General features: G+C 61.3%; 27 protein-coding genes and 1 pseudogene. 23 read left to right on the forward strand and 5 right to left on the reverse strand.

Features of this window, described 5'->3' with window-relative positions:
- Positions 1–2 precede the first annotated feature (2 nt).
- The 23 genes and pseudogenes from EB230_RS17340 to EB230_RS17460 all read left to right on the forward strand — a co-directional run bounded on the left by EB230_RS17340 (position 3) and on the right by EB230_RS17460 (position 17,896).
- Complete coding sequence (locus EB230_RS17340; RefSeq protein ID WP_172373379.1) at positions 3–1,085, forward strand: major capsid protein; 1,083 nt, start codon at positions 3–5, stop codon at positions 1,083–1,085.
- A gap of 39 nt (positions 1,086–1,124) precedes the next feature.
- Positions 1,125–1,427 carry a hypothetical protein gene (locus tag EB230_RS17345; protein WP_172373380.1) on the forward strand — a complete coding sequence of 101 codons (303 nt, stop codon included), beginning with the start codon at positions 1,125–1,127 and terminating at the stop codon, positions 1,425–1,427.
- 2 nt (positions 1,428–1,429) lie between these two features.
- Positions 1,430–1,981: a hypothetical protein gene (locus EB230_RS17350; protein WP_172373381.1), complete on the forward strand. Its 552-nt coding sequence runs from the start codon at positions 1,430–1,432 to the stop codon at positions 1,979–1,981.
- Complete coding sequence (locus EB230_RS17355) at positions 1,981–2,550, forward strand: phage baseplate assembly protein V (protein ID WP_172373383.1); 570 nt, start codon at positions 1,981–1,983, stop codon at positions 2,548–2,550. The genes EB230_RS17350 and EB230_RS17355 overlap by 1 nt, the downstream gene beginning before the upstream one ends.
- A gap of 11 nt (positions 2,551–2,561) precedes the next feature.
- Positions 2,562–2,900, forward strand: coding sequence for a GPW/gp25 family protein (locus tag EB230_RS17360; protein ID WP_172373385.1), 339 nt, complete (start codon positions 2,562–2,564; stop codon positions 2,898–2,900).
- Complete coding sequence (locus EB230_RS17365) at positions 2,897–3,745, forward strand: baseplate J/gp47 family protein (RefSeq protein WP_172373387.1); 849 nt, start codon at positions 2,897–2,899, stop codon at positions 3,743–3,745. Before EB230_RS17360 ends, EB230_RS17365 begins: the two co-directional genes overlap by 4 nt.
- Positions 3,742–4,839, forward strand: a complete 1,098-nt coding sequence (locus tag EB230_RS17370; protein WP_172373389.1) for a phage tail protein — start codon at positions 3,742–3,744, stop codon at positions 4,837–4,839. The genes EB230_RS17365 and EB230_RS17370 overlap by 4 nt, the downstream gene beginning before the upstream one ends.
- 2 nt (positions 4,840–4,841) lie before the next feature.
- Positions 4,842–5,864: a DUF4815 domain-containing protein gene (locus tag EB230_RS32985; protein WP_172373391.1), complete on the forward strand. Its 1,023-nt coding sequence runs from the start codon at positions 4,842–4,844 to the stop codon at positions 5,862–5,864.
- Between the two features lie 90 nt (positions 5,865–5,954).
- Positions 5,955–8,063: pseudogene (locus EB230_RS32660) on the forward strand (DUF4815 domain-containing protein); the annotation flags it as partial.
- A gap of 9 nt (positions 8,064–8,072) precedes the next feature.
- Positions 8,073–9,419 carry a hypothetical protein gene (locus EB230_RS17390; protein WP_172373392.1) on the forward strand — a complete coding sequence of 449 codons (1,347 nt, stop codon included), beginning with the start codon at positions 8,073–8,075 and terminating at the stop codon, positions 9,417–9,419.
- Positions 9,420–9,431: 12 nt separating this feature from the next.
- On the forward strand, positions 9,432–9,779 hold the full coding sequence (locus tag EB230_RS17395) for a hypothetical protein (RefSeq protein ID WP_172373393.1): 348 nt from the start codon (positions 9,432–9,434) through the stop codon (positions 9,777–9,779).
- An 87-nt stretch (positions 9,780–9,866) separates the two neighbouring features.
- Positions 9,867–11,264: a phage tail sheath subtilisin-like domain-containing protein gene (locus EB230_RS17400; protein ID WP_172373395.1), complete on the forward strand. Its 1,398-nt coding sequence runs from the start codon at positions 9,867–9,869 to the stop codon at positions 11,262–11,264.
- Positions 11,261–11,773, forward strand: coding sequence for a phage major tail tube protein (locus EB230_RS17405; RefSeq protein ID WP_172373397.1), 513 nt, complete (start codon positions 11,261–11,263; stop codon positions 11,771–11,773). The genes EB230_RS17400 and EB230_RS17405 overlap by 4 nt, the downstream gene beginning before the upstream one ends.
- A 12-nt stretch (positions 11,774–11,785) precedes the next feature.
- Positions 11,786–12,058: a phage tail assembly protein gene (locus EB230_RS17410; protein WP_172373398.1), complete on the forward strand. Its 273-nt coding sequence runs from the start codon at positions 11,786–11,788 to the stop codon at positions 12,056–12,058.
- A gap of 139 nt (positions 12,059–12,197) precedes the next feature.
- A complete protein-coding gene (locus EB230_RS17420) occupies positions 12,198–14,075 on the forward strand; it encodes a phage tail tape measure protein (RefSeq protein WP_172373401.1) in 1,878 nt (625 codons plus the stop codon).
- 4 nt (positions 14,076–14,079) lie between these two features.
- On the forward strand, positions 14,080–14,478 hold the full coding sequence (locus EB230_RS17425; RefSeq protein ID WP_246738807.1) for a phage tail protein: 399 nt from the start codon (positions 14,080–14,082) through the stop codon (positions 14,476–14,478).
- Between the two features lie 65 nt (positions 14,479–14,543).
- Entirely contained in the window at positions 14,544–14,756 is a 213-nt protein-coding gene (locus tag EB230_RS17430) for a tail protein X (RefSeq protein ID WP_172373403.1), read from the forward strand.
- 2 nt (positions 14,757–14,758) lie between these two features.
- Positions 14,759–16,018 (forward strand): contractile injection system protein, VgrG/Pvc8 family, encoded by a 1,260-nt coding sequence (locus tag EB230_RS17435; protein ID WP_172373404.1) that lies wholly within the window; start codon positions 14,759–14,761, stop codon positions 16,016–16,018.
- Positions 16,019–16,028: 10 nt separating this feature from the next.
- Positions 16,029–16,289, forward strand: coding sequence for a hypothetical protein (locus EB230_RS17440; protein ID WP_172373406.1), 261 nt, complete (start codon positions 16,029–16,031; stop codon positions 16,287–16,289).
- On the forward strand, positions 16,249–16,896 hold the full coding sequence (locus EB230_RS17445; RefSeq protein WP_246738808.1) for a glycoside hydrolase family protein: 648 nt from the start codon (positions 16,249–16,251) through the stop codon (positions 16,894–16,896). Before EB230_RS17440 ends, EB230_RS17445 begins: the two co-directional genes overlap by 41 nt.
- Positions 16,897–16,993: 97 nt before the next feature.
- The gene (locus EB230_RS17450; RefSeq protein ID WP_172373407.1) at positions 16,994–17,356 is read left to right on the forward strand and encodes a hypothetical protein; all 363 of its coding nucleotides are present in this window, start codon (positions 16,994–16,996) and stop codon (positions 17,354–17,356) included.
- Between the two features lie 4 nt (positions 17,357–17,360).
- Positions 17,361–17,555: a hypothetical protein gene (locus EB230_RS17455; RefSeq protein WP_172373410.1), complete on the forward strand. Its 195-nt coding sequence runs from the start codon at positions 17,361–17,363 to the stop codon at positions 17,553–17,555.
- A 2-nt stretch (positions 17,556–17,557) separates the two neighbouring features.
- Entirely contained in the window at positions 17,558–17,896 is a 339-nt protein-coding gene (locus EB230_RS17460) for a DUF1515 family protein (RefSeq protein ID WP_281410924.1), read from the forward strand.
- Positions 17,897–17,904: 8 nt separating this feature from the next.
- On the opposite strand, the gene EB230_RS17465 is transcribed toward EB230_RS17460, so the two are convergent.
- The 5 genes from EB230_RS17465 to cobT all read right to left on the reverse strand — a co-directional run bounded on the left by EB230_RS17465 (position 17,905) and on the right by cobT (position 22,299).
- A complete protein-coding gene (locus tag EB230_RS17465; RefSeq protein ID WP_210261320.1) occupies positions 17,905–18,171 on the reverse strand; it encodes a hypothetical protein in 267 nt (88 codons plus the stop codon).
- A gap of 16 nt (positions 18,172–18,187) precedes the next feature.
- Positions 18,188–19,354 (reverse strand): site-specific integrase, encoded by a 1,167-nt coding sequence (locus EB230_RS17470; RefSeq protein WP_172373416.1) that lies wholly within the window; start codon positions 19,352–19,354, stop codon positions 18,188–18,190.
- 1 nt (position 19,355) lies between these two features.
- A complete protein-coding gene (locus EB230_RS17475; protein WP_172373418.1) occupies positions 19,356–20,672 on the reverse strand; it encodes a hypothetical protein in 1,317 nt (438 codons plus the stop codon).
- Between the two features lie 290 nt (positions 20,673–20,962).
- Positions 20,963–21,193, reverse strand: coding sequence for a hypothetical protein (locus EB230_RS17480; RefSeq protein ID WP_172373420.1), 231 nt, complete (start codon positions 21,191–21,193; stop codon positions 20,963–20,965).
- Between the two features lie 95 nt (positions 21,194–21,288).
- Entirely contained in the window at positions 21,289–22,299 is a 1,011-nt protein-coding gene (gene cobT, locus EB230_RS17485; RefSeq protein ID WP_172373422.1) for a nicotinate-nucleotide--dimethylbenzimidazole phosphoribosyltransferase, read from the reverse strand.
- Positions 22,300–22,344 lie beyond the last annotated feature (45 nt).

The raw sequence follows: 22,344 nt of genomic DNA on the forward strand, positions 1-22,344 counted from the left end.
CTATGCATATGGATATCTTCAACGACGACGCCTTTTCCGCCGTCTCGATGACCCTTGCGCTTGAAGATTACGAATTCAAGCCGAACCTGATCGGCTCGATGAACCTCTTCGGCGAGGTTCCGATTTCAACCGAATCCGTCTCGGTCGAGCGCCGCGCCGGCAACGTTCTTTCCATCATTCAGACTTCGGAACGCGGCGCGCCGCTGGCCGAGGGCAAGACGGATCGAGCTTCGCTCCGCAAATATGACACCTCGCGCATCGCCAAGGGCCACACGCTCAAGGCATCCGAGATCCAGAACATGCGCGCGTTCGGCACGGAGTCCGACCTGGAAACCATGATCGGCTATGTCGGACGCTACGAACAGCGCCTTATCGGCGATGTTGAAATGACGTGGGAGAACATGCAGCTCGGCGCCTTGCAGGGCGTTGTTCTGGACGCGGACGGCACCGAAATCGTGAACTGGTTCACGGAATGGGGAATCCCGGTTCCTGCCGAAATCGACTTCGCGCTGGACACCGCAACCACGGACGTCGAGTCCGTCTGCCGTGGTGTCATCCGCGCCATGATGCACGCCGCAAAAGGCGCCTGGACGATGGGCACGCGGGTCGTAGGCCTGTGCGGCGACAGCTTCTTTGACAAGCTGACCCGCCACAAGCTGGTTCGCGAGGTCTACCTCAACACCTCGCAGGCACAGGCGTTGAACCGCGCCTTTGGTGTGGCGACGCAATCCGTCATCGCTTCCGGCTCCTATGCCACCTTCGATTTCGGCGGGATCATGTTCATCAACTATCGCGGCACCGACGATTTCAGTGACGCGGCGGCGCCGGGCACGAAACAGGGCCTCGGCATCCGGTCGACCAAGTGCAAGTTCTTCCCGATGGGTGCGCCCGATGTCTTCCAGAAGGCTTTCGCACCTGGCGAAGCCTTCGACATGGTCAACACCCTGGGGCGGCCGCTCTACGCGATGATGATCCGCGACAAAGACCGCAATTTTTGGGTGCGCCCCGAGGTCTATTCCTATCCGCTGTACATCTGCACGCGGCCGGAAATGCTCTTGACCGCCAAAGAAAAGGCCGCCGGCTAACCGCCGCCTGCCATGGATTGGAGCGGCCTCCTAGACGATATGACCGGCGTTGTTCGGGATACCTTCGGGGAGGCCGTTTTCGTCATCTACAAGCGCGGCGAGTCTGGCGAGATCAAGCCCGACCTCACCGCGATTTTCGATTATGAGCACGTTTCCCTTGAGGCTGGCGGCAGGGTGCCGACCACGTCCAAGATCCCGGTGCTTGATGTCCGCAACGCCGACCTCGGCTTTGACCCGATGCCGGATGACGAAGTGACGATTTCCGGCTTCGGCTCATTCCGCGTCATCGACACCTTTCCCGACTCTTCGAAGAACACGAAGCTGCACCTTCGGAAGAAATAGCGATGGCACCGCACCCGCGAAAGATCATCCGCGCCGCAGTTGCCGCCTTGCTGGCGACACCGGACGCGGCCGACCCGCCGGTGTTCCCCACGGCGGCCAAGGCTCGCTTTTACAATAGCCGAGACTTTCCCGCCGATGCCCGCACCATGCCCGTTGGCGTCGTCTATACCGGCAAAGATTTGATCGACCCGGACTACCGCCACGATGGCGGAATCCGGCGCCGGTTCTTGAAGCTCATCGTTGAGTGCTACGCGGTGGGTGATGAGGGCGCCGACGCCGTGGACGATTGCGCCTTTCAGGTCGAAACCTGGCTGCACGCGAATCCCACGCTCGGCAATCTGGTCGAGTGGTGTACGATTTTCGAGACGGACACCGCTTTTGCGGAGCAAGGCGAGGTCGCGCTTTGGACCGCGATTCTAACGTTCGATATCATCTATTATACGCAATTGATCGAAGTTGACGGCCGGCCGCCGACGACTGTCTTGCTCGGGTTTGACCCGGAAACCGGCCCCGGCAATGAGCCGCTTTATACCGATGTCACGGCGTTGATCTAATGCTTGAACGCCGGGCAAAGGACATCACGGATCTTGAACGGCGCATGTCGAACACCGTCCTTATCGGGAAGGTTTCGCAGGTCGATCACAAGAAAGCTCGATACCGGTTCAAGGCCGGCGAATTCGAAAGTGACTGGCTACCGTTTACCAGCGCCAGGGCGGGCAACACAAAGACCTATGACAGCCTAGACGTTGGCGAACAGGTTGTCGCTGTCTCGCCCTCTGGCGACCCGTCACAGGCCGTTATCGTGGGTTCCATCGCCACCGAAAAAAAGCAGGCAGCGGACAAGGGCAGCATTCACCGGACCATTTACCCGGACGGCACGGTCGTTGAATACGACGACGAAGCCAAGGCCTACAAAATGGACGTCGCCGAGGGCGGCAGCTTCGCCCTCAACATCGGCGGCGGGGCCTCGATACACGCCACCGGCGGCGAACTCAAAATCAAAGCGCCAGGCGGAATCCAAATCGAATCCCCGACGCTCACCCACAACGGGAAAGACATTTCCGAGCTGCACGAACATACCGGGGTCGAGCCCGGCGGCAGCAACACCGGCCCGGTAGCGTAGGGGAAAAGATCATGCGCGGAATGGACGCCACCACGGGCAAAGAGCTTGAAGGCCTCGCCCACCTGAAACAATCGATCACAGACATTCTCTCGACCCGCATCGGTACGCGGGTGATGCGCCGCGACTACGGTTCGGACATTCCCAATCTGGTTGATCGACCTGTTACGGCGGACTTCGCGGTCGATATCTATATGGCGCTCGCCGATGCCCTCGGCCGGTGGGAACCGCGCCTAAGATTGCGGGAAGCTTCGTTTAATCCACTCGGCGACGGGGTTATAGAATTTGGTCTAACCGGCGATTATTTGCCGGACGGGAAGATCATTTCTCTTAGCGGAATCGTTGTCAAATGACACAGGCGCAATATACGCTGGAAGGGCTCCCCGTCCCGGCGATTATTGCGACCCTCTCATACGAAGAAATCCGCCTCGCGACGATCAATAAACTTGTTGATATCGACCCGAGCTATTCCGCGTTGCTCGAAAGCGACCCGGCGATCAAAGTAATCGAGGCTTCATCCTATCAAGACATCGTTTTGCGCGCTCGCGTGAACGACGCCGCTCGGGCCAATCTGTTGTTCTTTGCCGCCGGGTCCGACCTTGACCATCTGGCGGCCTTTTATGACGTGCTTCGCCTCGTGGGCGAGACGGATTCTGCACTTCGCTCGCGAACCGTCTTGGCGATTCAAGGCCGGTCCACAGGCGGGACGGAAGAACGCTATAAGTTCATCGCCCGTACCGCAGATGTCCGGGTCAAAGACGTGGCGGTCTATCAAGTCGACGGCGGGCCGAAGCTTCGCGTCGCCCTGCTTTCCCTTGTGAACGGCGGCGTGCCGGATGCGCCCATGCTGGCCGCCGTGCTGGCCGCCGTGACCGCTACGGACGTTCGGGCCATCAACGATGTCATCGAAGTTGTGCCCGCTACCCAGGCGCCGCAAAACATCGTCTTGAATGTCTGGCTTCTGCCGAACGCGCCGCTTGCCATCATCGACTCAATGGAAACATTGATCCGTTCCGCATGGTTTGACGAAAGCGGAATCGGCTTCGACCTCAACCCTTCCTGGCTCGCGGCTCGGGTTCACCTTCCCGGCGTCTCAAAGGTTGAGGTTGTCACCCCGGCGGCGCCGGTAGTGGTGAGCGACAATCAAGCCGCCACGCTCGGCACCATCACCGCCAACTTTGCGGGGAGGTTGCGTTGAGCGCGCTTCACCTTCTCCCGAACAATGCGTCGCCTCTTGAGCGGGCGCTTTCCGAGTCGCTGGACCGGACACCCTATTTCGGGCCGCTCATTGATAGCATCGCCGGCCTGAAATACGGGGCCACCATCCCGGCGGCTTTCTCACCTTGGGTCGTCGCGGAATACGGCCTTGGCCCGATTTCTGAATTCTTCAACGACGATGATGAATTGATCGCCGCCGGCATCCCGTGGCAGCGGGTCCGGGGTACGCCGGCCGCCCTGTTCATGGCGCTGTCATGGATCGGCTACCTGGCGCCCGAGCTTGAAGACCAGAACGACCGGCGCCGGAAATGGAACCGCTATCAGATCGGTATGGGCTTGGTGCCCGTGGCCGAGCTGCCGGTGCTTCGCGACGCCGAATACCTGGCCGGCATTTCGGACCCGGCGCGGTCGCGTTTCATTCGCGGGTGGCACGGCTATAACGTCCGCGCCCTCGAATGGAGTGAACAGAAGTGGGGCGAAGCTCTTTGGAGCGATGACAGCGGAATCCGTCTTCCCGGCGGAACTGTCAAATGGAGTCACGGCGAAGAGATCGACGGAAGCATCATAGCAGACGCCGCCGACCGTACCGCCCTCGGCGTCAACGTCACCTTGGGCGAGGTGCTGAATTGGGGCGACTTCCCTTGGAATGTGCCTGGCGTCTCATGGGATGGCGTTACGGACGTCGCCGCCTTCAAGCTGTTTCTCATCGGCCGCCTGTCCGTCTACGTGGGCTTCTACGACGCCGCCGGTGACGCCATCGGCTACCGCCGGCCGGTTGCTGTCCGCGACGTCTCAGCAAGCCATGTAGGCGGCCCCGCCGGGCATGTGTTTGTTGAGGTTGAAGCACGCACCGATTTCGGCGACGGCGAAGGTGCGGTTTGCGCATCCATCGCCCTGGTCTTCCGCGCCCACAACATCGACGCCGAGAAGCCCGGCAAGCTTTGGCTTGGCCCGGAAGAAATCGAATTCGAAGACGGCTTTGAAGCCGACGACATGACCCTCGGGCCGGTTGCGGTTGATTTCGCATTCCGCCGCACCGTTCGGCAGCACGTCACGCTCACCTTGGAAATCTGAAAATGGCGAATGAAGAATTTCTAGTGTTCGACCCGGCTCTTCGCCCGGACCTCGCGGATATCTATGATCGTTCGAAGGTGAGCGACCCGCGCGAGCGCGTGCTTTACAGGGAACGGCATTTTGCCCAGGCCGGCGAGATCACCGAAGGGCTTTCCATCGAAGCCCGCAAGCGTACCAATATCGGCAATATGGTTGCCCATGACGGCGACCGGATCAAGGGTTGCGACGTCATCGTGGACCCGCTCACCGGCGCCACCACGATTGCGGCCGGCGAGGTCTATGTGCGCGGCGATGTCCGCCCGGTGGGCTCGGCGGCCTTCGTGGGCTTGCCCATCGTGGGAGACGTTGTTGTCGGCGTCCGTGTGCTGTCAACCGTCATCACGCATGAGGATGACGCCTCGCTTTTGGGGCTTCATGAGGAAGCCATAGTTTCGTTCGGCGAGCCTGGCGCGGCGCGCGAAGTTCTTTCGCTTTCGTGGGGATGGGATGGCGACGGCGAGGTCGGCGACCTTTACCGGGTCTACCAGATCCGAAACGGCTTCGTTGTTGACCAGACGCCGCCGCCGTCCCTTGCTGGCTTCAATGCCGCCATCGCACCCTATGACTATGATGCGCACGAAAACTATATCGCGCGCGGCTGCAGGGTAACGCCCCTCGGCCTTTCGGCGGGAAAGCAATGGTTTTCAATCGAGGAAGGCACCGCCAATATCCTCGGCTACAAGCGGACCCGGAACACCGCGACGCGCTTCGGCCAGACCGAAGAGCCGGACATTCTCAACATCGCTTCCGAGCCCCATACGTTCGATGACGGCGGCACCGGAACGGCGGTTATCACCCTCAACCGGACTCCGATCAATTCGGTTGCGACTGTCATCATCACGAAGGAAGTGACGGAAACGGTCGTGCGCGGTGGCGTGGCGAATACGTCTGACCTTCTCGGGCATACCAGCGTTGTGTCGGTTTCGCTGGTAAAGCAGGGCGCCACGACCTACGCCTCGCCGGCCAGCTACACCCTTTGCAAATGATCGCGTCGATTGGGCGGGGGCGGGGGCGGAACCGGCGGGCGGGTCGTCCTATGATGTCACCTACCGTTACTAGCGGAGGTTCCTTCGGTCGTAACGTCCACCGGGATCACCGTTGCCGGCGGCGTCACCGGCGGGCCTGTCTTCGTCACATACAATTACAATCTGCCCCGTCACGACCTCATCTGTCTCGATAGAGACGGCAATATCATTTACCTCAAGGGCATTCCGGCGATTGAACAGCCGCAGCCGCCGGCCCCGCCGGCTACGCTTCTGGCGCTTTGCGTGGTCGAAAACGATTGGTTCGGAACGCCCGCCGTCATCAACAACGGCATCCGAGCCTATCCGTTTTCCACCATCGACCGCATGTACAATCGGCTTGTCGACGCGCTTGACTTGATCGCGCTTTCACGCCTGCAAATGGACATCACCGCGCGCGAGCCGGTGGCAAAAAAAGGCGTCTTCGTTGATCCTCTCAACGACGACCGCTACCGCGATGCCGGCGAGGTCCAGAACGGCGCCGTGTTCAACGGCACGTTTCAGATTCCGATCATCCCGACTTTCCAATTCTTCTCGCTGCCGGCGCCGCAATATCTCAATTTCACCGAAGAGGTGTTGATTGCGCAGGAAGCGGTTACGGGTTGCACAAAGATCAATCCCTACCAGTCGTTTGCGCCACTGCCGGCCAAGATGACTTTGACGCCCTCGCAAGATTTCTGGACCGAAACGCAAGACACCTCGCTTTCGCCCGTTACTCAGGTGTTCGGCCAGGGCAACAAAAGCCGTGTCACGAATGTTGAGATTATCACCTCGACTCGCGAAGTTACGGCCCGGTTCCTTCGGCAGATCAATGTTGCTTTCACCATTGACGGGTTCGGCGTGGGCGAGGTTCTGCAAACCCTCACGTTTGACGGGATCGACGTGACGCCGGCCGGCCCGCTTGTGGGTGACGCCAGCGGCCAGGTTTCGGGGAGCTTCGTCATCCCGGCGAACGTTCCATCCGGCACCAAGCACGTCGCCGCCGTGGGCGCCGGTGGCGACTACGCCAACGCCGAGTTTACCGGACAGGGCCGAATTGAGATCACAACCAATCAACAGTTGACAACCATCCAGCGATTTCAGGAGTCGCCGCCTCGGGCGCCGTCTCTTGGCGGCGGACACGGCGGCGAAGGTGGCAGCCGAGGGCATACCGACCCGGTGGCACAGTCATTCCAGTTCACCGAAGGCCGGCATATCGCCTCTATCGAGGTGAAATTTTGCGCCATCGGCAACGCGGCGCAACCGGTGCTTTGCGAGATCGTCACGATGGACAACGGCTATCCTACCGCCGATGTCATCGCTCAAACCGAAGTCGACATGCATCTTGCCTTGGTCGGCCCCTGGCAAAAGTTCTCGTTTGACCCGCCCGTCTTCATCCCGGCGGGCGTTGAAACCGCCTTTGTGCTCAAGACGAATGATCCGAACCATTCGGTTTCGTTCGCTTCGCGCGGCGGCTTCGATGCCGCGCGGCAGGAATGGATCGGCGCGCAGCCCTACACCGTTGGCGTTCGCTTCTCGTCTTCCAATGCGACGACTTGGACAGCTCACCAAGACGAAGATTTGACGTTCCGTCTCAACGCCGCGAAGTTCAATCCGGTGGCGAAGACGATTGCCCTTGGCACCGTTACCGCCGTGAGCCTTTCGGATTTCATCGCCGAGGCACAGGTGTTTCTGCCCACCGGCGACACCCGGTTGCAATTCGAAATCGAGCCCATCGGCGAGGCGGCGGTGCGCATCGAGCCCGGCCAGGTGTGGGAGCGCCAAAGCTTCTTCACCGGCAATGCAGCTTTGCGCGCCATCCTGACGGGCACAGAGAAGGTTTCGCCCGTCATGGGCCGCGATGTACTCGCCATCAAAGGAACGATGCAGGCGAGCGGCGTATACATCAGCGACGCCTTTGCGTTCGGGGCGGCGATCCGCTTGGACGGCGTGATGAAAACGCGGCTTCCCGCCGGCTCGACCCTTACCGTCAACTACGACAAGGCCGACGATAATTGGCAAGCACTGCCCCAGGTCCTGGCCGCCGCGCTGACGGATGGCACCTTTGAGCGGACTTATCGGGTTACCGGCCTCACCGCCACACAGGGCCGGCTACGGCTCACCGCAACGGGCACCCCGGCGGCGCGCCCGGCTGTTTCCGATCTCCGCGCCTTTTCGATTTGAGGATGACCTATGACCATTGATGCAGTCACCGCGAACCGAAACTGGCAACTCCCGAATGGCGGAAACAATCTTGGGCACGATGTCGCCCGGCTCATCGCGGCTTTGCAGGCCGCAGACGTTGACGTCGCCGCCATCCTATCAACGCTTGTGCAAAAGGCGCCGCTGCTCAACGCGGCCTTGAGCGGCACGCCTACGGCGCCGACGCCCGGTGTTGCTGACAACTCGACCAAGATCGCAACTACGGCATGGGCTCGGCTCTACTTCGCCGATTTCATCGGCGCGGCACCGGCGGCGCTCGATACCATCGCCGAGCTTGCCGCCGCGCTGCAGAATGACCCGGCGGTTATCACCAACTTGACGACCTTGGTCGGCCAGAAAGCTTCCAAGGCTTCGAACCTCGCGGACCTCGCGGATCTCACCGTCGCCCGCACCAATCTTTCGGTCTACAGCAAGGCGGAAAACGCGTTGCGGTGGGCGCTCGACGTCATCGGCGCGGCGGCAAAAACTACGCTGGCGGGCGCCGATCTCTTCGGCATTTCCGACAGTGTTGGCGGCCTGATCAAACAGGTTTCATGGACGAACATTCTTGCCGGTGTCCTGGCCTATTTCAACGCCACGAATAAGGTGACGCCGATTGACGCGGACCGCGTTTGGATCGGCGATAGCACCGCCGCGAACATTCCGAAATACAGCACATGGACCCAGGTCAAGGCGTTCCTGAAAACCTACTTCGATACACTGTATCCATGGGTCGGGGCGGCGGTAGCCGGCGACGTCATTTACGCGGCCGGGGCAGGCACCTGGGGCAGGCTGGCGAAGAGCACAGATGGTCTGTTCCTGAAGCTGGTCGGGGGCTTCCCCTCTTGGGGTCCCGGCCGCACCGTCGCTACGGCGGTGGCCACAACTTCCGGTGTAGCAATAGACTTCACGGGAATCCCATCGTGGGCCAGTATTATTCACGTCGCCTATGCTGGTGTGTCGGGTAGCGGAACCAGTATGCTTCTACTTAGGCTAGGCACCGCTAGCGGCGTTGAAACGACTGGCTATGTTGGCGCCTCAGTGTATGCGGCTGGCACCGGAGCGAGCAGCGTCGGCACCAACCCAACATCTGGCTTCGCGCTGACTGGTAACGCTGTGGCGTCTGAGGCAAACAGCGGAGTTGTTACATTAACTCTTCTGGACGCCGCGACAAATCAATGGGCGTGCGGGATTAGCTTCGCCAATAATAGCGTCGCGTACTCTGGAGGCGGCGGTGGGCATAAGACGCTTGCAGGCGCTCTTGACCGGGTTAGGCTTACTACATTGAACGGCACAGACACGTTCGACGCTGGCAAAATCAATATCTCGTACAGCTAAGGAGCCAGGATCATGGAACGCATTGAAGTCAACCTGGCGACAGGCCAGACGACGACACACACAGACTTCTTCCCGGCGCCGCCGACGCCCCTCACTGAGGATGAGGCCAGGGCACTCCTTCCCGCACTCACTCCACGACAGCTCTGCATGATGCTGCCCGTCATCGGCCTATCGGAGGCCACCATAGAGGGGCTGATTTCCGCGATACCCGGTGACGATGAAAAGTTGCGGGCCGACATCGAGTGGCGCAAGGCGACAAGTTTCCGCCGGAACCATCCCCTTGTGCTTTCTCTCTCGGCGGCCCTTCAATTTGAGCCTTCCGAGCTTGATACGATTTGGCTTTACGCGTCCACAATCTGAAAGGGGTGCGGGTCAAACCCCGCATCCTTCGTTTGCGAAACGTCAACGCGGGCCTATAGCAAATCTTGACATCGGAGATTTGCAAATATGGCTGGTACCGAATTCCTGCACGGCGTTGAACTCATCGAAATCGATGACGGCCCGCGCGCGATCCGCACCGTTCGCTCTTCCGTCATCTTCATCGTTGGCACCGCGCCCGATGCTGACCCGCTGGCCTTCCCGATTGGGGAGCCCGTGCTCATCGCCGGTAGCCGTGGCGAAGCCGCCAAGCTGGACGTATCGGTCGGGAAAACCCGTCTCGGAACTTTGCCGAACGCGGTCGACCTCATCCTTGACCAGATCGGCGCCGTTATCGTGGTATGCCGGGTCGAGGAAGGCGCTGACTCGGGCGAAACCCTCGCCAACGTTCTTGAAGGTGTCCACGCCGCCATTGGTTCGCAATCGGCGGTAGGCGTGACCCCTCGCATTCTCATTGCCCCCGGCTTTACCGGCGAACGTCCGGTCGGTGTGGCCGGCCACGGTGCCATCACTCCCGGCGCCGGTGGCGCAAATGGCACCTTCCCGCTTGCCTTCACCGGCGGCACCGGGTCCGGCGCGGCCGGCAACTTCACGGTTGCGGGCGGCGCACTGACTGCGATCACCATTACCTCGGCGGGCCGTTATACGGTTGCCCCGGTGTTCTCTTTCGCCGCCTCGGCTGGCCTGGTGGGAGCGGCTTCTGCCGTCACGCTTGCCGCCACGGCGAACGCGGTTGTTGCCGAGCTGATCGGCATCGCGGAACGCCTTAAGGCCGTCATCATCGCGGACGGCCCGAACACCACGGACGCCGCCGCGCTCACCTATGCCGGCGACTTCGGCTCCAAGCGCGTCTATGTGATCGACCCAGGTGTCAAGGTCGCGCGCGGCGCCAATGTGAACAGCGAGCCGGCTTCGTCCACCGTGGCCGGCCTCATCGCCAAGACCGACAATGACCGCGGATTCTGGTGGTCGCCGTCAAACCAGAATATCAACGGTATCGTGGGCACGGATCGCCCCGTCGACTTCGCCTTGGGTGATTTCAACAGCCGCGCCAACCTTCTCAACGAAGGCAACGTCGCAACCATCATTCGCGAAGACGGGTTCCGGCTTTGGGGCAACCGCACCCTGTCCAGCGACCAGAAATTCGCCTTCCTGTCCGTTGTTCGCACGGCGGACATCATCAACGACTCCATCCTCCGCGCCCACCTTTGGGCCGTGGATCGCAACATCACGAAGACCTATATCGATGATGTTGAGGAGTCCGTGAACGCCTACATTCGCACGCTGGTTGCGATGGGCGCCCTCATCGGTGGCCGCTGCTACGCCGACCCGGACCTGAATTCGCCGGCCTCGATATCCGAGGGCAAGGTTTGGTTCAACATCGATTTCACGCCGCCTTACCCGGCCGAGCACGTCATTTTCCGCTCGCGCATCGTCAACGACTTCCTTGAGGATCTTGTGATATGAGCAACGTTACCGCCGCTCTTCCGCGCCAGCTCAAAGCTTTCAACCTCTACTATGACGGCAACTCGTTTGCGGGGCGCTGCGATTCCATCACGCCGCCGACGCTCACGTTGCTCTTGGAAGAGCACCGCGCCGGTGGCATGGACGGCCCGAAGAAACTTGATATGGGCATGGAAGCGATGACGGCGACGCTCGTCATTTCCGACTATGATCCCCGCCTTGTCAGTCTCTTCGGCGTGGACAACGTGCCGCTTGTCGCGCGTGGCGCCGTGCAGGCCCAAGGCAAGGCCGCCGAGCCCGTTGTGCTCAACATGCGCGGGATGCTGACCGCCATGGAATTGAGCGAGTGGAAGCCGGGCAGCAAGTCCCTCAAGACCCTCACCTATGAACTCGATTACTTCCGCTACCGCCAGGCCGACGTCGAGTACATGGAAATTGACATCATCAACATGGTGCGCCGCATCGGCGGCGTCGACCAGCTCGCGTCGCAACGCACGGCCATCGGCCTGTAAGGGAAGCATGACATGACGACCGATATTCGTAAGCAGACGAAGTACACGCTTCTCGACCCGATCACCCTTGAAGGGCGGGAGGTCAAAGAGGCGATGTTGCGGCGCATCAAGGGAAAGGATATTCGCGATATGGAACGCGAGGATTCCGGCCTGGATAAAACCGCGCTCATCATCTGCAGCCTCGCCGGCTGGCCGCCCGAGGCGTTTGACCTTCTGGACGCCGCCGATATCGAAGGCCTCACCAAGATCATTGAGGGTTTTATGGGGAGGCGGAAACGGGCGTAACGCTCGAGTCCGTCTCTAACCTCATGGCGGATATCGCTTCTATCTTCCATTGGCCGCCGTCCGAAATGTGGGAAATGGACCTTTCGGAAATCGCCATGTGGCGCAAGCTCGCCGCCGAGCGGAATAAGGCGAAAAGGTAATGGCCGGTAAGCCCGTAGCAGAAGCCGCCGTAAGGCTTACCCTGATTGACCGGATCTCCGGTCGGATCAAGGCGATACAGGCACGCCTTGCCGCTCTTAGCTCCCGCCTCGGGTTCGACCGCATCAGTTCTGCCGTCTCCCGGCTCGGCAATAGCTTGAATGGCCTCGGCGCCGGCCTGGCGCGAACCACGGGGCGGCTTTCTTCATTCATCGGACTCCTCGGCCTCGGCGCCTCGGGCGCTGTTGCTGGCGCCTTCGCGCTGGCGAAGAGCGCGTCGGACCTCGGCAGCGAGATCGGCGAAGCTTCGTTCAAGCTCGGGGTCGGCGTCGAGTCGCTACAGGAATACCGTTTCGCCGCGAAAATGAGCGGCGTTGAATCGGAGTCCCTGACCAAGGGGATTCAGAAGCTCGGGATCAACGCGTCGCTCGCCACCCGAGGCAACAAGATCATGGCAAAGAGCTTCAAGGCGCTCGGCATCCCGTTGAAAGACACCAACGGCAAGATGCGGACGACCGAAGCCATTCTAAACGATACCTTTACCGGGCTCTCAAAGATCAAAGACCCGTTGCGGCGCAACGCGCTGGCGTTCCAACTCTTCGGCAAGTCCGGCGTTGATCTCGTCAAGATGCTTTCGGACGGTTCCGAGGGCTTGGCGGAAATGCGCCATCAAGCCAGGCTTACCGGGTCCGTCATGAGCGAGCGCGCGGCAAAGGCGGCCGATTCCTTCGGCGACGATCTTGACGCCCTTTTGATCCGCATCAATGGCCTAAAGCTCTTCCTCGGCGTGCAGCTCTTGCCCGTCATGGATGAGGTTATCAAGACGACCACGGAATGGTTTGACGCCAACGCCGACTTAGTCCGGTCCACAATCTCGGATTGGGTCAAGACCTTCGCGCAAGTGCTTCGCGACCTCATGAATCCCGCCTCGGAAATCCGGGTCGAAATCCGGCACCTCGGCGAAAACCTTGATTGGTTCCTCGGCGTCATCAAGCCGGTTGTCGACTTCCTCGGCGGCCCGATGCAAGCGACGCTAATCGCGCTCGGATTGTGGACTGCGGCTCCGTTGCTCGCCGCGCTGGCGTCCGTTACCGCCGCGTTCATTACCCTCGGCGTCGCTATCATGGCGACCCCGGTAGGCTGGTTCCTCGCTGCTGTTGCTGCCATCGCTGGCGCCGCGTACCTCATCTATAAGAATTGGGATGCCATCGCCAAATTCTTCGGCGACTTTTGGGATTATGTCACCGGCCTGTTTTCGTCGGCCGTGGCCTATATCCAGTCCATTCCCGCGAAGCTCTATGACGTTGGCGCCGCGATGGTGGAGTCCATCTGGAATGGCCTTAAATCGAAGTGGGGCGATGTCGTTACCTGGCTGAAAGGTGCCGTGGCGGACCTCATCGGCTGGCTTCCCGACAGCATCAAATCGACCCTCGGCTTTGACTTGAGCACGGTGACCCCTGGCGGCCCTGCCACCGTCAAGGCGGCCGGCGCCGGTGCCGCCGTGGGTGCATTGGTTGCGCCCGTGGAACAGCGTCCGGCGGCGACACCAGCGTTCGCCCCTACCGCTGCCCCGATGCAAAACGTGATGGATGGTTTCGCCTCGGCGTGGCGTGACCTCATGACGCCGATTGGCGACCTCGGCAAGGGCGGCGGAAAGACGGACAAGGTCGAGGCCGGGACAGTCACCGCGAATAGCTTCGTGATGCCTGACCCTTTGATTGCTCATGAGCCTCAACAGGTCAACGCGCCGTTTAGCGTTACCCTGACCATCAACGCCCCCGGTGCGGACGCCAAGGCGATTGCATCGGCCGTCAACGGCGCCCTCGCTGCCCAGGCTTCCGCCCACGCCGCCGCTGTTCAATCAAGCCTTTCGGATTGATGCCATGTCAACGATGATGGGCCTCGGGCCGTTTCGTTTCAGCTTGTCAACGGCGGCCTACCAATCGCTTGTTCAAGCGGTTGAATATCGGTGGGTTTCGCAAGAGCGCATCGGCCGAGCCCCGGCGATGCAATTCGTCGGCCCCGGCCATACGTCGTTCACCTTGAGCGGGGTTGTCTATCCCGCCTTCCGTGGCGGCCTCGGGCAGTTGGACGCCATGAGGGCGATTGCCGCCACGGGCGCACCTCAAATGCTGGTTTCCGGCCTCGGCGGGATCTTCGGCCTTTTCGTCATCATGGGTGTCGATGAAACGCAAACGTTCTTTCTCAATAACGGCGCGCCTCGAAAGCAGGAATTCAATCTTGATCTCAAGAGCTACGGCGCGGACGGCGGCCTTTTCTAAGTATCGTGGGTACGGCGCATGAGTTGGTTCGGGTATAGTGTTGGCGAATTGCAAACGGGTGGCAAGTGGACATTTACCGCGCCAGCGACGGCGACATGGTCGATGAAATTTGCTGGCGCTTCTATGAGAAGGGCCAGCAACCCCTTGCTGTCGAGCGCGTCTATGAGGCGAACCAAGGTTTGGCCGCATCGGGGCCGGTGCTCACGGCCGGAACTCTTGTCAATCTGCCGGAACTTCCGCGCCCGGAAGCAACCCCGATAATTCGGATTTGGGGTTAGCTATGACCCCGTTCGCTTCGTTCTCATCGGATGGCAAAGACATCACCGGCGGCCTCGCGGATCGGCTGCTTTCCGTGCAGTGCCATGACGAAGCCGAAGACAAATCCGACCGGGTCACAATCGAGTTGGACGACCGCGCCCGTTGGAGCGATGGCGGCGTCGCGGCGCTGCCTCTCATCGGCTCAAACATCACCGTAACCCTCGGCTACAGGGAAGGGGAATCGGCCACGTTCGGCCCGTACCTCATTGACGACTTGGACGTGGGCTCGCCGCCTCGGGTGCTCAAGGTGACGGGCAGGGCGGCGGCGATGCCGAAGTCGTTCCGCACCCCGAAAACGAAGAGCTATCACCAAAAGACGGTCGGCGCGATCATGCAGGAAATCGCCGGTCGGAACGGATATGAGGCGAAGCTTGATCCGGCGCTGTCCGGTATCGTCATGCGCCATATCGATCAGCGCAACGAGTCCGATATGGCTTTCGCGACCCGGCTCGCCGCTATGCATGACGGCGTCGCCAGGCCCGTAGCTGGCAAGCTGGCGGTCGCGAAGCGCGGCACCGGCAAGAGCGTCACCGGCGAAGCCCTCGCCACGGTGACGCTTGTCGAGACGGATTGTTCGACGTTCTCATTCAAGTATTCCGCCCGTGACGAAGCCGGAGAGGCCGCCGGCCTTGATAACGGCGGCGGGGACTCCGCACAGGGCGCCGCCGGTGCCGCTGGCGAAACCGCCTCGGGGCAGGCCGATGGCGAATTCATCATAGACGTGCCTGGCGACGAGTCCGGCGGCGCTCAAGAAAAGGGCGGGGTCCGGGCGTTCTGGACGGATATCCGCACCGGCGAAACCAAAGAGGCCACGGCCGGCAAAGAGCCGTTCCATGATCTTCGCTACACCCATCACAACGAAGCCGAAGCACAGGCCGCCGCCGACTCCTACAAGAACAAGAGTGACCGTGGCAAAGCTTCGTTCTCTTGCACCATCGGCGGACGGCCAGGCGTGCAGGCCGAGGCAAAGCTGATCCTTTCCAACTTTCGGCCATACATTCCGGCGGAATGGCGGATCAAGACCGCGACCCATACCTTCAACGCCAGCGGCTACAGCACCGCCATTGACGCCGAGCTGTTCGCCGAAAAGCAGGCGGACGTTCCGGCCGGCGTGAAGAAAACCAAGCCCACGGACGACGACAAGATCGACCCGGATGCCCCGCCCGAGCCGGTGGAATCCACGTCGCCGACCGATGGCTTTATCATTGATGTTCCGAGCTAGGGGGCGCGCCATGACCCCGTTCCCTAAGCTCATTCCAAACGCGCGCAAGGTGGCGCGGCACGCGTACTCATTCCACCTCAATATTGCCGGCGCCGTGTCCGGCTTGCTGTTCTTCCTCGATACCGCCTGGCCGTATTTCTATGGCTATCTGCCGATCCCGGCGCCGCTCTTCGGGGCGCTCGCCGGCCTGTTCTCGGCCCTGGCGGGGATTTTCCGTTTCATCCCTCAACATGCCGTTTCAGGAAAGAGGCGCCGCCATGCCCGTAGGTAAGATCATCGCCACCAAGCGCGGCAAGTCCGCAATCGCAGCGGCCATCATCGCGGCCGGCGTTGGCGGCTGGCAATCGTATCGAGACACCACGCCCGAGGTTCTACCGCCGGCCGTCATCCTCGCTACCGACAATCTGATCCTGCCTTGGGAGGGCATGGTTTTGGCTTCGCATTGGGATCGCTTCGCCAAGATTTGGGACATCTGCGGCGGCATCACAAAGATCAACGGAAAGCCTGTCTCGGCCGGAATGCATTTCACGAAGGCGCAGTGCGAGCAGATGACCCGTGAGCAGATATTCCACGACTACTATTTGCCGCTGGTCAAAGGCGTTCCGAACTTCCTCAACTTCCCGATCAGTGTTCAAGCCGCCATGCTCTCGGGCGCCTACAATTTCGGCGTCGGTTCGGTGGCATCAAAGAAAGGCATGGCCGGATCGAGCGCCACCCGCTGGCATATGCAGGGGCAGTACCGCAAGGGCTGCGAAGCGCAGACCGCGTTTAACAAGGTCGGTATCACCGTTGTTGATGGCCTGGTGAAACGCCGTGAAATGGGCGACGCGCAGCGCATCGGCGAGGCCGAGCTTTGCGTGTCGGGGTTGCCGTCATGACCCTCAAGACCTTTGCGCTTCTCGGGGCGGGCGCTGCCATCGGCGCCGGCCTTGTTCTGGGTATCGAGGCCGCCGTGTTTTGGTGGTGGTTGGCACAATGACACAGGTCAAACTCATCGTCGCCGCCGTCCTGGCGGTTGCCTTCCTCGGGCTCTTCGGCGCCGCTGCCGTCTATCGCGGCAACGCCATCGCCGCCGAGGCGGAAACCGCTCGGGTACAAGGCAACCTCGATAGGGCCGTCGACGCCAACGCTGTCAGCACAGACACGATTGCCCGGATGCAAAAGCAGGATGCCGCCAACGACAAGATAGCGGCCGACCTCGCCCTCAAGCTCGCCGCTGCCAATTCCGCATTGATCGACAAGACAACGGCTCGCGCCGACCTGAAAGGCAAAGATGAAAACGCTCGCGCTTATCTTAACACTCCTGTCCCTGACAGCGTGCGCCGCCTTTACCCCTAAGCCGGTGGTCGTCGTCAAAACCGTTGTTGTGCGGGAGAAGATCCCGGCGAACTTGGTGCAGCCGTGCCCGAAGAAATGGCGCAAGGCGGGCGCGTGGATCACAGAAGATTTTGCGGTGCGCGGCGACGTCAACGAAGCCGGGCTAGATACGTGCTCGGCCCAGGTTGATGGCGTCCGCGAGTGGAATGCGGGGCTGTAGCGATGGCGCAAACTTCCGTAGAGCGCACCCTCGGCATATTGCTTGCCAAGGTCGAGGGCATCGAAAAGAGCATAGCGGACGGCGACAAGCACCGCGCCGTTGTCCACCGGCGCGTTGACGAAGTCGTTGAAAGCCTTGGCGGGTTGAGCACAGAAGTTGCCACCATGAAGGCCGATGTTGTCGACTCGAAAAAGATCACCGATGAGGTGAAGCAATGGAAGCAACGCGGGATCGGCGCGTTGTTCGTCTCAGGCGTGGCAGGCTCGGCCATCGGCGGCGTCGCCGTGGCGTTCGTCATCTATTGGTGGGAGGCCATTATGCGGGCCATCCGCGCGGCCTAGAGTGCGGTCTAGGCCGCTTTCTTCGGATAGCTAATGATCCGCGTTGGCAGATGCGCCCGCGCCGAGGCCGGCAGCATCACATAGATCCTCAAGAATTGGATCGCGTAGAAGGGCGGCGCCCCGCTGTCCTTCCGCTCGGTAAGCCAGCGGTTCACCTGTACCGGCGTCTTGCCGAGCAAGCCGGCAAGCTGTTTCTGTTCAAGCCCTGATTTCTTAAAGAGCAATTCGAATTCGCGTTGGTCGTCGGCTGCAGTGTTCATGCCCGGAATATACATTGTGCATAGTGCCCCATCAACGCCGCAATACCGCAACCTTGCCGCCGCCGGTCATTATTTCCTTGACCGATTCCGCCGCCGTGTCCGCCATCTTTTGAGCGGCACCGGTGAGAAGGAAGGCGTAGCGCTTGGTTGTGGACGGGTCCATATGCCCGAGCAAGTTTCCAACGTGGGACAGCTCGAGTCCACCGGACAGGCCGGCCGAGGCAAAGAACCGCCGAAGATCATGGCGGACCAAATTGTCGGTTATGTTTGCCGAGGCCATAAGCCGCTTCCACGGCTTCGTGACGTTCACCAAATGGTGGCCGTGAAGCCGTCCGCAAATGATCCACGGGTTGCGCCGGAGTCGAGGAATATCCTTCAAGACCTCGCGGGCCAGGCCGGACAGCGGAAGGATCTTCACTCCACTCTTGGAGTCCGGCAAATGCAGCCCGTCCGGCTTCACCCACTCCCACCGGGCGCTCATGATTTCGTTGAGGCGGGCGCCGGTGAAGCACAGAAGCTCAACCAAGCCGACGAAATGGGGGTCCGTCTCGCGCATCGCGTTGAGGGCGATCAACAGCCGTATGGCCTCGTCTGCCTGGGGCAACCGCTTCCGCTTCCGTTCTTTGTAGCGCTCGACATGCACCGGGTTAGATTTGCGAGGCCGCCAGCCCCATTTTTCGGCCAGATTGAAAGCCTTGTGCAGGCACGCCGCGACCCGGTTCGCTTGGTTCGGCGTCGCCCTCATCTTGTGGTGCAGGGCCTCGATATGCGACTCCGTCACGTCCGCCACGGCCATATCCGCGCCGAGGTGGGGGATGATGTGATTGACGTAGAGCGCGGCCACGTCTTCCGCCCACGACTTTTTGTTCTTGGTTGCGGAGTGCCGTTCCGCGTGCCACTCCCGTAGCTGATCGATCGTCGGGCGGCTCGCCGCCACGGCCTTTTCCCCGGCGGGATCTTCGCCCTTCGCCACTCGGGCCAAAACGTCTTTCGCCGTGGTCCGGGCCTGGGTCAGGGTGACGAAGCGGAAGTCGCCTATTTTGTATCCGCGCTGCTTCCCGGTCTTGGTGCGGTAGGACAGGTAATAGACCGCCTTGGTCGCGAGGTAACGAAGCCGAAGGCCTGGAACCTTCGGGTCGTTCCATGCCGTGCCAGAAGCGCCCGAGGCGGCCGGCCGGTCTTTCGTGTCCTCGGCCATGCTACACGCGCATAGGCATGAGAATGGCGAATTCGCCGGCCGGTCCGCCGACACCCTTGATCATAACAGGGTCGCCGGCCGAGGTGACGCCGAAGCTAAGGCGCCGCGTTCCGAAGGCTTTTGCCATGTCCTTAAAATAGCGGCCGTTCATCCCGAAGGGCTGGACACCGGCCGGCGGGCTACTCTGCAGCTTGGCGGACACCGTTCCGAAATCGGGATTGTTCGCGCTCGCCAACATGCCGCCCTCGCAGGGCTCCACCGTCACGGCGGCGCTGTTGCGCTCGCCCCGGACACCCTTGCACGCCTGATAGAGCTTGATGATCTTGGCGCCGTCCAATTCGAACTCTTTGAACGGACCCTTGGGAACGACGCGGCGCCAGTCCGGGAAGGTGCCGTCGATCAACTTTGTACGGATGACGAAATCGCCGAAGGCAAGTTCGGCCTTGGTATCGTCAACCGAAAGAGTGACCTCTTTGCCGGCGGCGAGGGCGGAGATTGCCTTGATGGCGGCTCGCGGAATGATGATGGTTTCACGGCTCTTGATAGGCGCGCTCGGCGTTGTCTGCCGTGATCCGAGGCGGTGGCCGTCCGTGGCGATGGCGCGCACCATGCCATCATCGTCGTTCCCGAATTCGAAGGCGACGCCGTTGAGGTAGTACCGGGTTTCTTCCGATGAAACGAAAGGGGCGGTGAGGCCGATAAGCCATGACATCACGCCCTCGGCGAGCGCGACGCGGCGGAAACCGGCATCGGAAAATTTCGGCCCGGTGAGGGTTGGCGCATCCTCGGCAAGCATGGGGACAATGGCGGCGCTGAAATCGCCACAGGTGAAGGTGACGCGGGCGTCGGTGGCTGTCTTGCTGATTACCACGGTGTCACCATCGGCGCCGCTCATGAAGCCCGCCAGCGTCTTCAATGGCACCGCGAAGGCATCGCCGGTACCGCAGGCGGGCAGCGTGGTTTCTATCGACATGTCGATGTCGAAGAGCGAGACGCTGAGCCGTTGCGCCGTGGCGTCCACGGAGAGAACAACGCACCCGAGGATCGGGATTGTGTAACGCGCCTCGCAGTGCGGTAGCAGGGCCGCCAGCGCGCGGCGGAACGGGCCGGCCTCCACTGTCACGGAAAGAGATATGCCGGGCTTGACGGGCGCCGCAGCGGCCTTGCCGATGGACCTTGAGGGCGATGAAACCGGCGAATTATCAGCGTGCATATCTTCAAGCATGGCGGCATCCCTATTGATTATTTGCAAACTTCGATATGCACGATGAATACGGAAGTGTTTGCATAATGTCAACGTCTGCCAACACATTGCCATCAAATTTTTGGCAGCGGGTGCTAATTGGTGCTATCGGATGAATGCCGGAAAGCCCGGATATGATACGCGTTGAGCGCATCCGTGGCCGCTTGAAATAGTGGGTTCGATAACTCTTAATCAGCGGGTCCACAGTTCAATCCTGTGCGCACCCACCAAATTCCTAGAAGACTTGGTGGAAAGACCCTGAAAAGCGAGACGCGTGTGGCGCGTCTCGGGCCAAGTGCTGCGGCTTTTCAACCAGCAACGCTATTTCGTGCTCATGATGATCTAATTGCGTGCAAAAATGCGGCTTAGAAATCGGCCGAACCGAAAAGCAATGTTCTTTTCTGCGCTTTCAGCTTCGCTAGCGTCAGTTCCGCCTTTCCCGCCCGAGAAATCGCTGATGAGCCACCAGAAGAAAACCAGGAAAACAACGAAAATCGCGGTGTCGGGCCGTGGCTGGAGTATCCATCGCGCCGAAGCACAATGGCAAGCACAACGGCAATAGCCACAGCAGCGGCAGCGGGATGGAGTTTTTTCATCCGCCAGATCTATTCGAGAATCGCCGTAGCAGGAAGATGCCACTCCTGCCGATGACGGGAGCGGCTTCACGGACCCAACCGTAGGAACTCCGAAGCTACTTCTCCGAGACCCCAGCCTCGGCAAAGCTCGCCATTCTCGCATGACACTCCAGTGCCGAGCGCACGATGTTGACGGCGAGGCAGGCGCCGGAGCCTTCGCCGAGCCTCATGCCGAGATCGAGCAATGGCGGCAGGCTGAGGGCTTCGAGCAGCCCGCGATGGCCCGATTCGGCCGAGACATGAGCCGCGATCGTGTGCGCGAGCCCCGTCGGGTGCAGCCTTGCCAGCGGGGCCGCGGCGGCGGTGCAGACGAAGCCGTCGAGCAGCACGGGTATGCCGAGATGGCGGGCGGCGAGCGTGGCGCCGAAGATGGCGGCGAGTTCGCGGCCACCAAGGACGGCGGCAACGCCCAGCGGATCGGCGAGGGTGGCGGCGTGGCGCTTGAGGCCGGCCTCGATGGCGACAACCTTGCGCTTCAGGCCGGCATCATCGACACCGGTGCCGCGCCCGGTCCACTTTTCCGCGCCGCCGCCGAACAGTGCCGCCGAAATGGCGGCCGCCGGCGTGGTGTTGCCGATGCCCATTTCGCCGAAGCAGATCAGATCGAGATCATCAGTCACCGCGTCGTAGCCGGCCGAGACGGCGGCGAGGAAGGCTTTCTCGTCCATTGCCGGCACTTGCGTGAAATCGCCCGTCGGATGGTCGAGGTCGAGCGGGATGACATCGAGTTCGGCGCCGGCGATGCGGGCGAGCTGGTTGATGGCGGCCCCGCCGCCGGCGAAGTTCGCCACCATCTGCACGGTGACTTCCGATGGGTAGGCCGACACACCTTGTGCGGTGACGCCGTGATTGCCGGCGAAGACGAACACTTTCACGCGGTCGAGTTTCGGCATGTCGCGGCCCTGCCAGCGCGCCAGCCATGCGGCGATGGTCTCCAGCCGGCCGAGGCTGCCTTGCGGCTTGGTCAGCGTGTCCTGGCGGCGGGCAACGGCTTTTGCTGCGGAATCGCTGCCAGCCGGGAGATCGAGGCAGGCGGCGCGCAATTCATCAAGAGATTTGAAGGGCATGGGGGCAAGGTCTCCGGAAAGGAATCAAGGGGAATCAGGCCAAGG

The organism is Mesorhizobium sp. NZP2234, from assembly GCF_013170765.1.
Taxonomy (GTDB): domain Bacteria; phylum Pseudomonadota; class Alphaproteobacteria; order Rhizobiales; family Rhizobiaceae; genus Mesorhizobium; species Mesorhizobium loti_D.

Bases quoted from the DNA above. Each gene is read 5' to 3' on its own strand.
- EB230_RS17340 (WP_172373379.1), top strand. From the start codon at position 3: ATGCATATGGATATCTTCAACGACGACGCCTTTTCCGCCGTCTCGATG.
- EB230_RS17345 (WP_172373380.1), top strand. From the start codon at position 1,125: ATGACCGGCGTTGTTCGGGATACCTTCGGGGAGGCCGTTTTCGTCATC.
- EB230_RS17350 (WP_172373381.1), top strand. From the start codon at position 1,430: ATGGCACCGCACCCGCGAAAGATCATCCGCGCCGCAGTTGCCGCCTTG.
- EB230_RS17355 (WP_172373383.1), top strand. From the start codon at position 1,981: ATGCTTGAACGCCGGGCAAAGGACATCACGGATCTTGAACGGCGCATG.
- EB230_RS17360 (WP_172373385.1), top strand. From the start codon at position 2,562: ATGCGCGGAATGGACGCCACCACGGGCAAAGAGCTTGAAGGCCTCGCC.
- EB230_RS17365 (WP_172373387.1), top strand. From the start codon at position 2,897: ATGACACAGGCGCAATATACGCTGGAAGGGCTCCCCGTCCCGGCGATT.
- EB230_RS32985 (WP_172373391.1), top strand. From the start codon at position 4,842: ATGGCGAATGAAGAATTTCTAGTGTTCGACCCGGCTCTTCGCCCGGAC.
- EB230_RS17390 (WP_172373392.1), top strand. From the start codon at position 8,073: ATGACCATTGATGCAGTCACCGCGAACCGAAACTGGCAACTCCCGAAT.
- EB230_RS17395 (WP_172373393.1), top strand. From the start codon at position 9,432: ATGGAACGCATTGAAGTCAACCTGGCGACAGGCCAGACGACGACACAC.
- EB230_RS17400 (WP_172373395.1), top strand. From the start codon at position 9,867: ATGGCTGGTACCGAATTCCTGCACGGCGTTGAACTCATCGAAATCGAT.
- EB230_RS17405 (WP_172373397.1), top strand. From the start codon at position 11,261: ATGAGCAACGTTACCGCCGCTCTTCCGCGCCAGCTCAAAGCTTTCAAC.
- EB230_RS17410 (WP_172373398.1), top strand. From the start codon at position 11,786: ATGACGACCGATATTCGTAAGCAGACGAAGTACACGCTTCTCGACCCG.
- EB230_RS17420 (WP_172373401.1), top strand. From the start codon at position 12,198: ATGGCCGGTAAGCCCGTAGCAGAAGCCGCCGTAAGGCTTACCCTGATT.
- EB230_RS17425 (WP_246738807.1), top strand. From the start codon at position 14,080: ATGTCAACGATGATGGGCCTCGGGCCGTTTCGTTTCAGCTTGTCAACG.
- EB230_RS17435 (WP_172373404.1), top strand. From the start codon at position 14,759: ATGACCCCGTTCGCTTCGTTCTCATCGGATGGCAAAGACATCACCGGC.
- EB230_RS17440 (WP_172373406.1), top strand. From the start codon at position 16,029: ATGACCCCGTTCCCTAAGCTCATTCCAAACGCGCGCAAGGTGGCGCGG.
- EB230_RS17445 (WP_246738808.1), top strand. From the start codon at position 16,249: ATGCCGTTTCAGGAAAGAGGCGCCGCCATGCCCGTAGGTAAGATCATC.
- EB230_RS17450 (WP_172373407.1), top strand. From the start codon at position 16,994: ATGACACAGGTCAAACTCATCGTCGCCGCCGTCCTGGCGGTTGCCTTC.
- EB230_RS17460 (WP_281410924.1), top strand. From the start codon at position 17,558: ATGGCGCAAACTTCCGTAGAGCGCACCCTCGGCATATTGCTTGCCAAG.
- EB230_RS17465 (WP_210261320.1), bottom strand. From the start codon at position 18,171: ATGTATATTCCGGGCATGAACACTGCAGCCGACGACCAACGCGAATTC.
- EB230_RS17470 (WP_172373416.1), bottom strand. From the start codon at position 19,354: ATGGCCGAGGACACGAAAGACCGGCCGGCCGCCTCGGGCGCTTCTGGC.
- EB230_RS17475 (WP_172373418.1), bottom strand. From the start codon at position 20,672: ATGGCAATGTGTTGGCAGACGTTGACATTATGCAAACACTTCCGTATT.
- EB230_RS17480 (WP_172373420.1), bottom strand. From the start codon at position 21,193: ATGAAAAAACTCCATCCCGCTGCCGCTGCTGTGGCTATTGCCGTTGTG.
- cobT (WP_172373422.1), bottom strand. From the start codon at position 22,299: ATGCCCTTCAAATCTCTTGATGAATTGCGCGCCGCCTGCCTCGATCTC.